Genomic DNA, 15039 nt, shown 5'->3' on the forward strand with positions numbered 1-15039 from the left:
ACGGTCGTTCGCTGGCACCGAGGGCTTCGAGGCGTCGCGACGTCAGCGCAAGAAGGTCGAGATGCAGTTTGCACACTTGAAGCGCATCCTGAGGCTTGGTCGACTTCGGCTTCGTGGCCCACGGGGCGCCCAGGACGAGTTTGTTCTGGCCGCCATCGCTCAAAATCTGAGGCGCCTCGCGTCGTTCGTTGCGCGACCACCACCCTCTCATACTTTGCGCATTGCGTAGCGTAGGAGTTGCGTGAGAGCATTAGGGTCGGCGGATCAAAGCCGGTCGGCCATACCGAATGGCCGAAAGGCATCCGTCGGTTACAGCCGACTTTTGCAACAAAATCGGCCCTCAGCGGACCAATCGCAGCATGGCGCGCCACGGCAGCTTTTGACCCGAAGGCGACATCGACCAGACGTATAATCGATCCCCTCAGCTCGCGCGTGTGTCCTTATGCTATTGTATCCACTTCGAGATGAGGGAGGGAAGGATGGACATTCGATCGAAATTAACGTTGCTGTGCGAAGCGTTCAACGCGCACGACCTGGATTCCATCATGGACTTCTTTGCTAACGATTGTGTCTTGGAGATGCCGAGGGGAGCCGAGCCATGGGGCTCGCGCTTTGAGGGGAAACGCAAAGTACGAGACGGGCTCGCGACGCGCTTTGAAGGCCTGCCGGACGTTCACTACGGCGACGTCGAACACTTTGTGGATGCGATGGCAAACACGGGCATTTCAAAATGGACACTAACGGGCACTACACGCGAAGGAAAAGCGATCGAGGTCCGAGGATGTGACTTTTACACGTTTCGCGCGGGCGAGGTGATCCGCAAGGACTCCTATTGGAAGATTGTTGAGGGCCCTTCGTCAGCCTAGCGATGCAAGAGTCCAAGTATGACCCATACAGACGAAATTCGGCATTCGTTCATCGGTCAGTTCGCGGGGGTAAACCGAACCTGATCACGCAAGGGCAAGATCGACGCGAATGACCCACCCCGGACATCGGGGACTGCGCCGCCTCTACTCAAGAGGCTCGCCGTTCAACGAAATCCGCCCCCAACGTGAATGTCAGTTCCATGCGGGACTCGTCGCCGAGATCTGCCTTTTTCCAAGTTGCGGGCGCATATTGTAGCGATAGCGCACCGCGAGATGGCTCAATGAAACGCCGCGATTTTATCACGCTTCTCGGCGCTGCGATGGTAGCCTTGCCCCTCGCAGCCCAAGCGCAGCAACCTGTGGTGCCGCGGGTCGGCTACGTCTGGAGCGGCGTTCGCGGGACGGACGTGTACTACCAGACCGGATTCCGTCAGGGACTTGCGGACCTGGGATATGTAGTGGGGCGCAACCTGCTGCTCGAAGAACGCTATGCCGAGGGCAAGCCGGAGCGCGTTCCTGTGCTGATCGCTGAACTACTCTCGCTCAACGTTGATGTACTCGTGACTCCAGGCACACCCGCTTCGCAGGCCGCGCAACGTGCAACATCCACGGTGCCGATCGTCTGCATGAGCGGAGATCCCGTCAGAGCCGGTCTTGTGGCAAGCCTCGCCCGGCCAGGCGGCAACATCACCGGGCTGTCGCAGCTCTCCGGCGATTACGGCGTCAAGTGGCTGGAGCTGCTGAAGGAGGCGGCACCGAAAGTGCATCGTGTCGCCGTGTTGTGGAATCCTGACAATCCGACGACTGCCAACCAAGTCGAACTCATGCAAAGAGCGGCACCCGGGCTCGGTCTCGAGTTGACTGCCCTCTCGGTGCGGCTCGCGGAAATCGATAACAGCTTCGCCGCTCTGGGAGAGAACGGCCTCGACGGCCTCGTCGTCACCGACGATCCATCGCTGATACCCCTCGTTCCCCGGCTGATCGCGCTCACCGCAGAGCGGCGAATGCCGGCGATCTATCCATTCCGCGACTCGACTCAGAGAGGAGGACTGATGTCGTACTCGGCCAACCTTTTCAAACTATGGCAACGCGCCGCAGGCTATGTTGATCGCATTCTGAAAGGGGCACGTCCGGCGGAGCTTCCCGTCCAGCAGACGACGGACGTGACCCTGAATATCAACCTCAAGACCGCTAAGGCGCTCGGTCTCGACATTCCAATCACGCTGCTCGCCGGTGCCGACGAGGTGATCGAATAGATAATTGCGGCGGTGCATGAGTCCGTTCCTGGCCCTTGGCTGACTTCAGCCCTGAGAGCGGCGATGTCCGCTTCCCAGATATGACCTGCCCAAGGTCATGCTGACTGCCGAGGGCAGCTTTTGACCCGGACCGGAAGCTGACCGAGTTCGTGGATGAACCATTTGAATTGTGTCCCCGACCAAGGGTCGGAAGGGGGGTCGGGAAAATAGCGATAGACTATCCCCGGCCGCTCCCGACGCCCCAGAAGCGATCGGGCGAGTGAAGAACGCTTTGAGCCCAAAATGATGAGCAATCGAGCCAGGCAGAAGCGCTCAGCCTTCAATGTAAGGCAATTCGGAGTTGATGGTCGAAAGACGCTCTTCTTGCTGCTTCTCCTTTTCGCGATCCCCGCGGACGATTGCTCCGCGCAGACACCGCCGCCGCGAGTCGACGAACATGCGTTCGAGCGCGTGTCGCCGACGGTCGTGAAGAGATTGGCGACCCGCTTTTCGCTGGGCGCATTCGCCGGCCGCTTCGAGGAGACGCCGCTCGGCGCGGTCCGCGAAGCCGTGGGCGAAGGGACCATCCAACACCAGGGCCACGCTGGAGATAGCATCTATTGGCTGTGTTATAGACGCGCGCAGCATCGATTGTGGGTCGTGTCCAGCGGAGAGATGGGCGGCCCGGACCATCTCGTCACAGAGATCGTTGAAGAGCTCACCGAGAAAGACGCCGAAACCTCGACCGATTGCGCCATCATTCCGGAAAAGTTCGCGCCCCTCGTCTTCGACGGCAAGCTGCATTTAGGTATGTCGCGTTCGGAGGTAGTCACGGCGCTGGGACCGCCGTCGAAGTCGAAAGCTGCTCAGATGGTGTATTCTCACGAAGGAAAGCTCGCAGACGGTTTCGATGAGACCGCATGGCTCATTCTCCGATTTCGTGAGGAAAAGCTCGTGTCCATGCGCGGCGGCAAGACCACGACGAATTGAAGTGGCTGCTAGCAGCGTTCATGCTTCACAGCGTGATGCGAGCGAGCCAGGCCCGCTCGCGCAGGATCCCCATCACATAACCCAGCTTCACCACCACCTTTCGGCGAAAGCAAGCCAAGGGCACTTGGTCATCCACTTTGGCTACGATGCCCTCGAAGCTGTGCCCGAACTGACCCAAGGTGATGAGCAGCCGGGGCCAATAGTTCGACGTTTGCGGATGCGACTGAATCCGCCTGTCGCCTCATGTCGCCTTTGAAGGGTAGATCGGACCTGCCTAGAGCGGTCCAAAACGACGTGATTGGCCCGTGGGCGACCTCAGCCCAGAGCGCGGCGATGTCCGCTTCCCAGAGATGACCTGACCAAGGTCATGCTGACTGCCGAGCGCAGCTTTTGACCCGTTGCGGACTCGGGGAGTTAAGGAGCGGATTTGATCGGCAGCGTTGAAAGGAGCCGATGAACTACCGGCCATGGAAGCCGACAGGAACCCATTCAATCCGTATTTTGTTGAACAGATAGATCTCGACGCTTTTTGTAAGTCGCTGGAATCCGACAAAATGAGCTCCGTAGACGTCGTTGTTCCCTGCTTCCGGTACGGGCACTTCCTGCGAGAGTGCGTCGAGAGCGTTTTGACGCAATCCGGTCCCGAATTGCGCGTGCTCATCATCGATGATGCGTCGCCCGACAATACTGCGGAAGTTGCGAAAGAGTTGGTTGGCTCCGATCTCCGCGTCAATTACCGCAGGCACACCTCGAATCAAGGTCTCATCGCTACCGCCAACGAAGGCATCGCCTGGGTGAAGGCCAACTACATGCTTTTGTTGTCTGCGGACGATTACCTGCTGCCCGGTGCCCTCAACAGATCGGCGGATCTGATGGACGATCATCCTTCTGTCGCTTTCACCTTCGGAGGCGCGGTTGTCGTGGATCAACGGGGGGAGCGTTCGCGCCATAGAACAGGAGTGGGATCCAGAACCCACGTTTTGTCCGGACTTGATTTCATTGCGCTTAGCGGCGCAAGAAATATCGTGCTGTCACCCACCGTAGTGGTCCGCACGAGCCTGCAGAAAAGAGTAGGCGGGTATTTGGCTGACTTGCCCTACGCCTCTGACATGGAGATGTGGTTACGGCTCGCCGCACATGGCGACGTGGGGGTCATTGCTGCTGATCAAGCTGTGTATCGATCGCACTCGGCCAATATGTCAAGCGAGCCTTCGCGGGAGCAAGACCTGCTCCAACGCAAGGCGGCGATAGATCACTTCCTGAATAGTTGCGCCGCCAGGTTGACGAACGCTGATGATCTTCGTGCCTGGTTGATCCACATGTCTGCTCTTGAAGCGATCGGCTGCGCAAGCGCCGCCTTCAATGAAGGAGCGATGGAAAGCTCAGTACGCCTTTCTAAGCTTGCGGTGAGTATCGATCCGAGCGTTCAACGAACGCGGCGGTGGTGGTTTCTCGCCTGCAAGAAGGCTCTTGGGTTGCGAGGATGGCTGCTGGTGCGGCCTTCAGTTGAGTGGTTTAGGTCAATCTTCCAGATTCAGCGCCGCTGAGGCTGCTATAGCGACTGGGCCGTCATATTCGCTTTTGACCCCAAAGCTGACCTGTCGAGACATCCGCCGATTTGCCCGCTTGTGACCCGAAGCGGGCATGCGCCATCTCGCCGCATTTGCGACGCGGCAGTTGCATTCGCAGCAAGTGCGACGACCATTGACACCTGATACTCTGCACCTTTCCCCCAGCTGCGATGAGGATCGAATGAAGCGGCGGGAGTTCATGGCGACTGCTGCGGCGCTGGTCGTTTCGCCACGGCGGTTGCGGGCGCAAGGAATGCCTCGCCGAATCGGTTTCTTCGGTTTCTTAGATCCGATAGCTCGCGAAGCGTGGCGCGCCGGCTTACGCGAAAGGGGTTGGATCGAGGGCAAGAACCTGCTCATCGAATATCGTAATTATGCAGACCCCTCGGATCGCTTGCAAACCTTTGCTGCGGAGTTGGTAGCCCTAGCTCCCGATCTGATAGTCGCCGCCGGGCCGCAAGCAGCCTCCGCCCTGAAATCGGCCACCATTCCGATTGTCTTCGTGGTCGTTGCCGATCCCGTTGGACTTGGCCTGGTTCAAAGCCTCTCGCGCCCAGGCGGCAACATGACCGGTCTTACCTCGTGGGTTCCGGGAGATTGGTTTGGAAAACAAATCGAAATCCTCCGCGAACTGATACCCCATGCCGCAAAAATTGCGCTCTTAGTCAATCGCGACAACCCAATGCACAGGCTGCTGTTAGCTGAGGAGGTACCAAGCACAGCCCGGAAGCGCGGGGTCGCTCTGTCTATAGTCGAGGCGACTAAGACCGAGGAACTCGACACCGCCTTTGCTTCAGCAGCTGCCCAGCGCGCCGATGCAATGATTGTTTTTGGCGACATTCTGACCATTCGCCAAGCCCCACGAGTTGTCGGGCTCGCGGCGGAGTACCATTTGCCCGCGATTTACTTCTTCCGACAATTCGCCGATGGCGGATTGGTCGTCTATGGCCCCGATATAGCCGATCTATTCCGCCGTGCAGGCGGCTACGTCGATAAGATCCTCAAGGGCACCAAGCCTGCCGATCTGCCGGTAGAGCAGCCGACCAAGTTCGAGCTAGTCATCAACATGAAAACGGCCAAAGCGCTCGACCTCACTGTGCCGCCCTCGTTACTCGTTCGTGCCGATGAGGTGATCGAATAGAGATGGTATTTGCTGCGATGCATGAGTCCGATTTTGGCCCTTGGCTGACTTCAGCCCTGAGAGCGGCGATGTCAGCTTCCCAGAGATGACCTGACCAAGGTCATGCTGACTGCCGAGGGCAGCTTTTGACCCATATCGGACTTACTGCCGTTCTCAATTTGTATATCCGATGGACTAGGCTTACCCGGTAGGGGAACCGATCTTACCTTTTCCAGTTTGGAGTGGTCGGAAACTTTTCGAGGAGCCGCGCCATGGGAGATCGCCGCAAAAGAGTGAAGCAAACCCGCTCCCTTGAAGAACGAATGGCCGAACAGGCCATTACGCTCAAGAGCGGGCCCAGCCACTTGCCCGCTGGTGCGGAACGTGAGGGCTTGCTTAAGCGAGCCAGGATTGCTGAGACCGGCGCGCATCTAAGCGATTGGTTGACCTCGCCGGGCTTGCAGCCACCCAAGTAAGGGTTTCGGGAAAACCGTCCAATTTGATACTTAGCGGCATTGACAGAGCACGCGGTGTTTCGATGCTCCAAATGATTTTGATAATGTTCGGGGTCGGGACCGTGCTGGTCGGCAGCATAGTCCTCATATTCGAGTGGCGCGCGCTGGTAGGTTATTGGCGCTAACCCGCAAATCTCCCAATGGACGTGAAGTAAGACCGGACAGAGGCCGCCGAGCTAAGCTTGACCTGTGCGCGCGAGGGCGGCAGAGCGCGCAGGCAGAACGCTTTCATACATTTCCTTTCCAGATCAGCCATCGGTAGACGCCGAACACGTTGATAAGTGTCACCACGACGTTTTGCACCATCAGCGCATATTCCGCCGTTAGATAGCCGACGACGATCCAGATCACCGATGCACCGCTCAGTACGACGAAGGCCCAGCCGGTAATGAGTGGCCGCGCCCGGGCAGCTAGGATCAGCCCGGCGCCGATCGTGCCGACTGTCGCCACCCAACGCAGGATTTCATCCATGACGCGTGTGCTCCCCGAAAGCCGACGTCGGAGCGTCGCTCCGCGATTTGCCTATACGGACGCAGTCACAGGCAGGCCGCCGGAGTGGAACTTTCCGTCTCGTGCGCCGACCACCATGCGACCCCCGCCCGAGCGACTTGGTCCCACAGTGGCGGCGGAAGGTCAGGGTACCACTGTGGTGATCCCGTGCGGTATCAACTCCGCTGCGCCGAGTTTCCATCAACCGGCGTGCTGGCACATTGCCCCGGGCTGCCGAACTGAAATCTGAGCCAAGGACTTATCTGCGCAACGAGATGATCGAATGAGCGCGGCTTCCGCTGTTGGCCCTTAGCTGACCAATCTCGGCATGTTGCGTGATGGCAGCTTCTGACCCTAAACGGGCATTAGTTTGCGCTAGCCACCCGCCTGCAAGTCTTTGGTTGCGCTTCGGCTGAACATCCAGTGTAGTTTGCACACCAAGGCCCTAAGGATAGGCCTGCGGGCCGAAACGCCCAAAGGAGCAGCGATGACGAAGATCAACAGAAGATCAGCGCTATCACTGGGTTTTGCAACCGCTGCGGTGCTCGCGGCGGGAACATCAGCCTCCGCACAAACTAAGCCACCACAAGGCGTAAGCATCCAACCTTGGGGTAAACGCGAGTCGATGATCCCGGGCTACAAAACAGTCTCAATGCGCGATGTCGTTTATCAGCCAGGTGCGAAGACTTCCAACCCGTCCATGCCCAATGACATGGTTTGCCACGTGCCCGAGGGCGAACTCCGGGTGAAACAAACCGACGGCATGGAATTTGTTGCGAAGAAGGGTGATGTTTGGACTTGCAAGAAAGGCATCGGCGAAGATCTCGAGAATGTCGGTTCAACTGTCGCGATCATGCGCATTATCGACCTGCTACCGGCATGATCATCCGCGCTTCCAGGGTCGGGGATTGATATTCGCCGATACGGAGGATTGCGGAAATTTGGGCTGCCCGAAAGATCGTCGCAGCCAGCGCTCGCGGGGCTGCGACGACCGACCAGTGGCGACTTCCGCTTTGACCCTCAGCGGACCAATCGCAACATGGTGCGCCACGGCAGCTTTTGACCCTCAGCAGACTTCGTGCGCATCGCGCCCAGTTAGGGAACCAATATCGCAATCGATAAACTTCGATCTGCTCGGCAAGCCCTTCTCTAGCCTAGCCAGTACAAACTAGGGAGCAAAGGATTGTGGCCATGTACTTCCTCACTGCTTGCCTGATGGTGGTCGTCTTGAGTGCCGCAGTGGCGTACCGTCGAGCTGGATCTCTACCACGAAACCTTCAGGGACGGCTCGACCGTCAGCAGCGGCGTGCGGCGATGTGGCCCGCTATGTGCGCAGGAATTTGCGCACTGCGGCTGCTTGGACTTCACTATGTTCGAGGCTGGCAAGAATCCGGTCCCCTCGAAACGGACTATCTCCTCATGCTTCTCCTGCTTATCACCTCTTTCTTTGGTGGTTGGTTTCTTGGCATCATTGGCTGGATTGATTGACCGCCGACAAGCTGCCATGACCTTGGCATCGTCCTGTTGATGTCCGGTTTTGGCCCGTGGCTGACCTCGGTCGCCGCCTGTCGGATGTCAGCAAGCGCCCCCAGGGCGGACCATTCAGTTTCCGTCTGGTACCCCGCGGAATTCCGACCACGCCTGTCAGGATCTCCATCTCCTGCTACACACGGCGTCACGACTTATTCTGTTTTGCCTCCACATATCGTGCGAAGCTGTCGAGGATCGCCTGCCAACCGCCTTGCTGCTGCTCGACCGAGTGCGTCGGTTCGCTGTCGAAGACGACGCGGACGACAACGGCTTTTGGGCCGGGCACGAACTCGACTTCGGCCTTTCGATCGCCGAACGCGTATTCGATCCGCTTGTGTTCAACGATCTTCGTGTAGGTGCCGGCGAAGTCGAAACCCATGCTGCCGTCCTTGGCTTCCATGCGCGACGAGAAGGCGCCGCCGTCACGCAGGTCGACCGTAGCCCTGGTCGTATGCCAGTCGTCGGAGGCGGCGTTCCACTTCACGATGTCGGAAGGTGTCGTATAGGCACGCCAGACCTGATCGACGGGGGCGGCTACGTTGGTCTCGACGGTAATTCTCATGGGCATTGCTCCAGGTTCGTTTTGACGGCTTGAGGTGATGACATCACTTCACGTGCACGGGTCCATACACGGCCCTTCCGAGCAGTGTCCACCGGAGGACGATCGAGACTGGTCCCTGCCGACATGGTCGCGCCGTTAATGCGTAAAAAAGAAAGGGGTGTCACCAGAACGCCTTTGGGCCATCCGCGACCGATGCCTGAAACGGTAATTGCTCTCGACGGTCGAGGAACGGCCTCCGGCGCAGCTTGTTGGTCCGCCAAGCACCAGGAGGCGTGACCATGGAACGCATCAGCAAGGGCCAGATCCTCCTGCTCGCCGTTTTGGCCATGATCCTGATCTTGACCGGTGTCTGGGCCGTTTCGGTATGGAATGCCAGCAGCGGGGTCGAGATCGGCAGGCACGGCTGGATCGCGCTAGGCCTTGGCACATTTTTCTCCTTGCTGATCGGATGCGGACTGATGGCGCTGATGTTCTTCAGCAGCCGCAGCGGTCACGATGACAGCGCCGATCCCTTCCGGCACAAGCAAGACAAATCGGCCGAGTGATGTTCGAGGCCGCTTCTGGCCGCACGCGGCGCTGGCGGCCTCGGATTGAGCCGAGAGATGATGGACCGAGACGCCGGCAAGCTCTCGCCGATGGACGATGCGCGCGCACCGTCGCCTTGAAATCGCGGCGCGGATGGCCTAGGTCTTTGCCGTGCAGCACGGTGTTGTCCAACGACTTCGTCAACTCGCCAGAACGGCCATGTTCGTGGCGATATGGGCCTTTGTGATTCAGGTGACCCTGATCTCGGTTTCGCAGGTGCAGGCGGCCGTTGGCGCGATGCCTGCACCTTCGGTCACGTTAAGTGGTTCCCTGCATTTTCACGATCAGCTGGCGGGCCATGTGCATTCCCATGGCGGTGACGACGCCGAAGGCCACGTTCATGATGGGCCCGATCACGACGACGAGGGCGCTCCAGGCGTGGTTTGGGACATGTTTGGCACCTCCATCGCCTCACCGCAACTCATCGACCTGCTCGGTTCCTTTGAAGTGCTCGGCGCTGTCGAACTGCCGGTTGCGCGGGTCATTATCGGGGTAAGTCCCGAGGCACTCATCCGGCCACCAAGTACCTTCAGCATCGCGTGATCCCGGCGGCCTTCGGCCGCCGCCTTTTGCATGTCTGAAGGATCTTTCCATGTTCATGAATCAGCGCTGCCCGAAAGGGCGGCCAACAACTCTTTGGCTGTCCGGTCTTGGCTGGTTGGCAAGCCTGTTCTTTGGTCTATCAGGCGCCTTTGCCCATGAGGGGCACGATCACGGCGATGCTGACAAACCGGCGGCTGTCTCATCAGCCTATCCGAGGGTTGCCGCGCGCTCCGAGCTTTATGAGATCGTCGGCATCGTGAAAGACGGCAAGCTTTCCGTTTTCATTGACGATGCAGTTACGAACGAACCGGTTTCGGATGCTGGGTTGCAAGTCACGATCGGCGATTCCGCCCCAATCGAGGCTCCGAGCAACGGAGAGGGTGTCTACACGGCGACGATCCCGAATGGCACACCGCCTGGATCGGTTGAAGTCATCTTCTCGGTTAGCGCCAGGAAGGGGAATGATCTGCTGGTCGACTCCTTCATACCGACGCGTGCCGGCGATGCCCGACTCCCGGAACAGAAGCATGAGCGTGGCTGGCTTTTCTCAAGCCGAACTGCCATCGCTGCCTCCGCGCTAGCTGCCTTGGGTCTCGGCCTTCTCTTCGCCTATCGGAGGCGACGTGGCCGCAGCATGGCCGCCTCCATTTCCGCTGCGATGGCAGGGGCGCTCGTCATTCTGGCTGCCATCATGTTCGGCGAGGGCCGGACGAACCCAACGCCACCGAATCCGCCGGATGCTCCCGCACTGAGCGATGCGCCGCGGCGCCTGCAAGACGGCACCGTCTTCGCGGCCAAGCCGACGCAGCGGTTACTCGATGTACGGACCGCCGCAGCCGAGCCGCAGACGATTCATCCCGCAGTTACGTTGATCGGCCGCGTCATGGCCGACCCCAACCGGAGCAGCATCGTGCAGAGCGTCTACGGGGGCCGCGTCGTACCGAGCAATGGAGGCATACCTCGCATTGGACAGACCGTTCGCAAGGGCGATCTGCTCATCCAGATCGAGCCGCATCTGCCGGTCGCAGACCGCACCACGATCCTCGAGAAGGTGGGTGAGATCGAACAGTTGACGGCGGTCACGGAAAACAAGCTGCGACGGCTGAGGCCGTTGGCCGAACGCGGCGCGGTACCGCAAGGGCAGGTCAACGACCTCGAAAGTGAATTGGAGGGTCTGCGGGCGCGCCGCGAAACGGTCCGAAATTCCCGCACCGGCTTCGAGGAGCTGCGGGCATCAACCGACGGCATCATCACGTCCGCGAAAGTCGTGCCGGGCCAGGTCATTCAGCCGCAAGACATCCTGTTTCAGATCGCGGACCCAAGCAGCCTTTGGGTCGAGGCATTGGCCTATGACGATATCGGCTTGAAGCAGCCGGAAACCGCAACGGCGATGGCCCCAAATGGGCAGCAGATTGTGCTGACCTTCATCGGAACCAGCCGGGCTTTGCGCCAGCATGCATCCGTCGTTCAGTTTGCGATGCCAGAGCCGCCAACGGGCCTCAATATCGGTCAGCCGCTCAATGTGATGGTCCAGACCGGCGCACCCGTAACGGGCCTGCTCTTTCCGCGCAATGCCGTCGTTCGGAGCGGTAACGGCGAGAATATCGTCTGGCTGCACTCCGGACCCGAGCGCTTCGAGCCGAAGCCCGTTCGCGTGCTGCCGGTCGACGCGGCCCACGTGATTGTGGCGGTCGGTATCAACGAGGGCGAGCGCATCGTCGTTCGCGGCACCGACCTCATCAACCAGATCCGGTAGACCGCTCATGTTCAAGCTCATCGTGCAAGCAAGTCTGCGCAATCGCCTTTTCGTGCTGGCAGTAGCCGCCGTGCTGGTCGGCTACGGCCTGTTTGTCCTGCCTAGCATTTCTGTTGACGTCCTGCCGGATATCAACCGCCCGACCGTCAACATCCTGACCGAGGCAGAGGGACTGGCGCCCCAGGAGGTCGAACAGCTGGTGACGTTCCCGATCGAGACGTCGATGAACGGCATGCCCGGCGTGATCCGGGTGCGCTCGGTCTCGGGTGTTGGTCTGTCGGTTGTTTACGTCGAATTCGACTGGGGTATCGACGTTTACCGCGCCCGGCAATTCGTCTCGGAGCGGCTGGCGCTGATCCGCGAACAATTGCCCTCTTCGGTCAATCCCCAGATGGGGCCGGTGACGTCGATCATGGGCGAGATCATGCTCATCGCGCTGACGAGCGATGGCACAGCTTCGCCCATGGAAGTGCGCGAGATCGCCGACTTCGTCGTCAGGCCGCAGCTCCTTGCCATTCCCGGTGTCGCCCAGGTGATACCCATCGGCGGCGAGGTCCGGCAATACCGGGTGACGCCGAACGTTGCGACGATGCAGGCGCTCGGCGTCACTCACGACCAGATCGAGCAGGCGGTCGCAAAGTTCGGCACCAACAGCGGCGGCGGCTTTGTTGACCAGCATGGCCGCGAATATTTGATCCGCAATGTCGGACTCACCAGGAAAATCGAGGACCTCGGCAACACCGTCGTTGCCACCCGCGACCGGCAACCGATCCTGCTGAAGCAGGTCTCCGCCGTTGATTTCGCCGCGCGCACCAAGCGGGGCGACGCCGGCTACAATGGCAAGCCCGCCGTCATCGTCAGCGTCATGAAGCAGCCAGCCGCGGATACCGTGGCATTGACGCGCAACATTGAAGCCGTGCTCAGGGACCTGCAACGCACCATGCGCAGTGGGATTAACGTCACCAACGTGCAATTCCGCCAGGCCACCTTCATCGAGACATCGATAAGCAACGTTGAGCGCGTTCTGGTCGAGGCCGCCATCGTGGTCGCCATGGTCCTGTTCGTCTTCCTGATGAACGGACGCGCCGCGTTGGTTTCGCTGACGGCCATTCCAATATCGATCCTCGTGACGGTCCTGGTGTTCCGCGCCTTGGGCCTCACGATCAACACGATGACGCTGGGTGGACTTGCCATCGCCATCGGCGAACTGGTCGACGATGCCGTGGTGGATGTTGAAAACATCCTGCGGCGCTTGCGGGAGAACGCCGCGTCGAGCACGCCGCGTCATGTTCTGGACGTGATCTCCGGGGCGAGCCAGGAGGTTCGTTCCAGCATCGTCTATGCAACGATGATCATCGTTCTCGTCTTTGTGCCGCTATTCGCCCTGCCGGGCATCGAAGGACGGCTGTTCACGCCGCTTGGTGTGGCCTATGTGGTCTCGATCCTCGCTTCGCTGCTGACGTCGATCACGGTGACGCCGGTTCTGTCCTACTATCTGCTTTCGGGGCGGACCGATTCAGGCGACGGCGAAAGCCTTGTTGTCACCAGGCTGAAGCAGGCCAATCGGCTGGTGCTCGGATGGGCTTTCGAGCGGCCGGGTCTCGTGCTGAGCTCAGTCGCGGCGGCGGTCGTCGTGGCAGGCTACGCCGCGAGCCAGATGCCCCGCAGTTTTCTTCCCCCCTTCAATGAAGGGACGCTGGTGCTGTCGCTGCAATACAATCCGGGAATCTCGCTCGCGGAGTCGAACCGTCTTGGACTCCTGGCGGAGCAGTTGCTCGCAAAGGTGCCCGAGGTGAAATCGGTCGGGCGCCGCACCGGCCGCGCGGAGCTCGATGAGCACGCCGAAGGCGTGCACTACAGCGAGATCGATGTCGATCTCGTTTCGTCCGGCCGGCAGAAGGTGGACATTTATGCGAGCATCCGAGAGGCCCTGTCCGCGCTGCCGGCGGCGGTCACCATCGGACAGCCGATCAGCCACCGCCTGGATCATCTCCAGTCGGGTATTCGTGCCCAGATCGTGCTCAAGATCTTTGGACAGGACATCGAGATGTTGCGCCGCCTGTCCGAAACCGTGCGGCAACGTCTATCGACGATCCCCGGTCTGGTCGATCTCCAGGTCGAAAAGCAGGTGCTCATTCCGCAGGTGCGGGTTCAGGTCGACCATGCTCGCGCCGCACTTCATGGCCTAACGCCGGCCGCGATCACCCAGGCACTCGACACGCTTTCCAATGGCCGGAAGGTCTCCCAGATCGTCGATGGTAACCGCCGCTTCGACGTCGTCATGCGCCTGTCGGAGCAAGACCGTTCGACAACGGGGCTGCAAAACCTGCTCATTCCGACGGGCCTGGAATTCGTTCCGCTGAGCGCTTTGGCTGAAGTCGTCGAGACAGATGGACCGAACCAGATTCAGCGGGAGGGGACCCAGCGCAGGATCGTCGTCTATGGCAACGGGGACGGGCGCCGCGACATCGCCGAAATCGCTGCCGACATCCAGAAGGCGGTTCGGGAACTCGATTTTCCGCAAGGCTACACCACCAACCTCGAAGGTGCCTTTCAAGCCCAGCAGCAGGCCTCGTGGCGCATCGGCATTCTGTCGCTGGCATCCCTGACCCTGATCTTCATCGTCCTCTACAGTCGTTACCGATCAACCGCGCTGTCGCTGATCATCATGGGCGGCATACCGCTCGCCCTGATCGGCAGCGTTGCGGCGCTGAAGATCTTCGGCCAACCCTTGTCGGTTGCGTCGATGATCGGCTTCATCACGCTTGCCGGCATTTCGGCGCGTAATGGGATCCTGAAGATCTCGCACTACATCAATCTCGCCATTCATGAGGGGGAGCGTTTCGGGACCGGGCTTGTCGTTCGTGGCAGCATGGAGCGCCTCAGCCCCGTTCTGATGACGGCGCTCTGCGCAGGACTTGCCCTGACGCCGCTTTTGATCGGCGCGGATCAACCGGGCAGGGAAATCCTGCACCCCGTGGCCGTGACGATCTTCGGCGGCCTGCTCAGCGCCACGATCCTCGACACCATCGTGACCCCAATTTTGTTTCTGATGTTCGGCCAGCCGCCGTTGGACCGCCTGGCGGCCGGACATGCCGCAACCTTCACCCCCGCGGAAGCCGAACTCCGCACAAGCCCCGAGGAGCTACCGATGAGAAAATATGCGTTCCTTGCCCTGATCGCTGTGATCGCCGCTGCCCCGAGTTCTGCCACGGCGCAGGCTAAAGGCAGCAACGGCGGTCCCGTCGTCAAGTCGCAAGGACATCCGATCGAGTTT

Annotated in this window: 13 protein-coding genes and 1 pseudogene; 12 read left to right on the forward strand and 2 right to left on the reverse strand. The window is 60.0% G+C overall.

The annotated features are described in order from the left end of the window. From BM190_RS34275 to BM190_RS34300, 6 genes are all read left to right on the forward strand, one after another. Positions 1–229 (forward strand): transposase (locus BM190_RS34275; protein WP_143109065.1); only part of this gene is annotated, 229 nt, incomplete at its 5' end. 250 nt (positions 230–479) lie between these two features. Beyond that, on the forward strand, positions 480–866 hold the full coding sequence (locus tag BM190_RS34280; RefSeq protein ID WP_092262065.1) for a nuclear transport factor 2 family protein: 387 nt from the start codon (positions 480–482) through the stop codon (positions 864–866). Between the two features lie 281 nt (positions 867–1147). Then, positions 1148–2122 carry an ABC transporter substrate-binding protein gene (locus BM190_RS34285; protein ID WP_177237469.1) on the forward strand — a complete coding sequence of 325 codons (975 nt, stop codon included), beginning with the start codon at positions 1148–1150 and terminating at the stop codon, positions 2120–2122. A gap of 363 nt (positions 2123–2485) precedes the next feature. Further along, positions 2486–3091, forward strand: a complete 606-nt coding sequence (locus BM190_RS34290) for a hypothetical protein (RefSeq protein WP_092261972.1) — start codon at positions 2486–2488, stop codon at positions 3089–3091. Between the two features lie 467 nt (positions 3092–3558). Next, positions 3559–4638 carry a glycosyltransferase gene (locus BM190_RS34295; protein WP_092261973.1) on the forward strand — a complete coding sequence of 360 codons (1080 nt, stop codon included), beginning with the start codon at positions 3559–3561 and terminating at the stop codon, positions 4636–4638. 97 nt (positions 4639–4735) lie between these two features. Next, complete coding sequence (locus BM190_RS34300) at positions 4736–5803, forward strand: ABC transporter substrate-binding protein (RefSeq protein ID WP_244550821.1); 1068 nt, start codon at positions 4736–4738, stop codon at positions 5801–5803. Positions 5804–6525: 722 nt separating this feature from the next. On the opposite strand, the gene BM190_RS34310 is transcribed toward BM190_RS34300, so the two are convergent. Further along, a complete protein-coding gene (locus tag BM190_RS34310) occupies positions 6526–6768 on the reverse strand; it encodes a hypothetical protein (RefSeq protein ID WP_051056887.1) in 243 nt (80 codons plus the stop codon). 505 nt (positions 6769–7273) lie between these two features. Here BM190_RS34310 and BM190_RS34315 point away from each other — a divergent pair. Both BM190_RS34315 and BM190_RS34320 read left to right on the forward strand, forming a co-directional pair. After that, positions 7274–7669: a cupin domain-containing protein gene (locus BM190_RS34315; RefSeq protein ID WP_177237470.1), complete on the forward strand. Its 396-nt coding sequence runs from the start codon at positions 7274–7276 to the stop codon at positions 7667–7669. Between the two features lie 308 nt (positions 7670–7977). Next, positions 7978–8274, forward strand: a complete 297-nt coding sequence (locus tag BM190_RS34320; RefSeq protein ID WP_092261977.1) for a hypothetical protein — start codon at positions 7978–7980, stop codon at positions 8272–8274. A gap of 187 nt (positions 8275–8461) precedes the next feature. Here the strand turns inward: BM190_RS34320 and BM190_RS34325 are convergent, their stop codons facing one another. Beyond that, the gene (locus BM190_RS34325; protein WP_092261978.1) at positions 8462–8878 is read right to left on the reverse strand and encodes an SRPBCC family protein; all 417 of its coding nucleotides are present in this window, start codon (positions 8876–8878) and stop codon (positions 8462–8464) included. A 278-nt stretch (positions 8879–9156) separates the two neighbouring features. Here BM190_RS34325 and BM190_RS34330 point away from each other — a divergent pair, with 278 nt between their 5' ends. From BM190_RS34330 to BM190_RS34345, 4 genes and pseudogenes are all read left to right on the forward strand, one after another. Then, complete coding sequence (locus BM190_RS34330; protein WP_018317469.1) at positions 9157–9423, forward strand: hypothetical protein; 267 nt, start codon at positions 9157–9159, stop codon at positions 9421–9423. A 199-nt stretch (positions 9424–9622) separates the two neighbouring features. Further along, entirely contained in the window at positions 9623–10006 is a 384-nt protein-coding gene (locus BM190_RS34335) for a hypothetical protein (RefSeq protein ID WP_092261979.1), read from the forward strand. Between the two features lie 49 nt (positions 10007–10055). Further along, the gene (locus tag BM190_RS34340) at positions 10056–11762 is read left to right on the forward strand and encodes an efflux RND transporter periplasmic adaptor subunit (RefSeq protein WP_244550822.1); all 1707 of its coding nucleotides are present in this window, start codon (positions 10056–10058) and stop codon (positions 11760–11762) included. 7 nt (positions 11763–11769) lie between these two features. Then, positions 11770–14865 (forward strand): annotated as a pseudogene (locus tag BM190_RS34345) (efflux RND transporter permease subunit); the annotation flags it as partial. Between the last annotated feature and the right edge of the window lie 174 nt (positions 14866–15039).

This window comes from Bradyrhizobium sp. Rc3b (genome assembly GCF_900114915.1).
Taxonomy (GTDB): Bacteria; Pseudomonadota; Alphaproteobacteria; order Rhizobiales; family Xanthobacteraceae; genus Bradyrhizobium.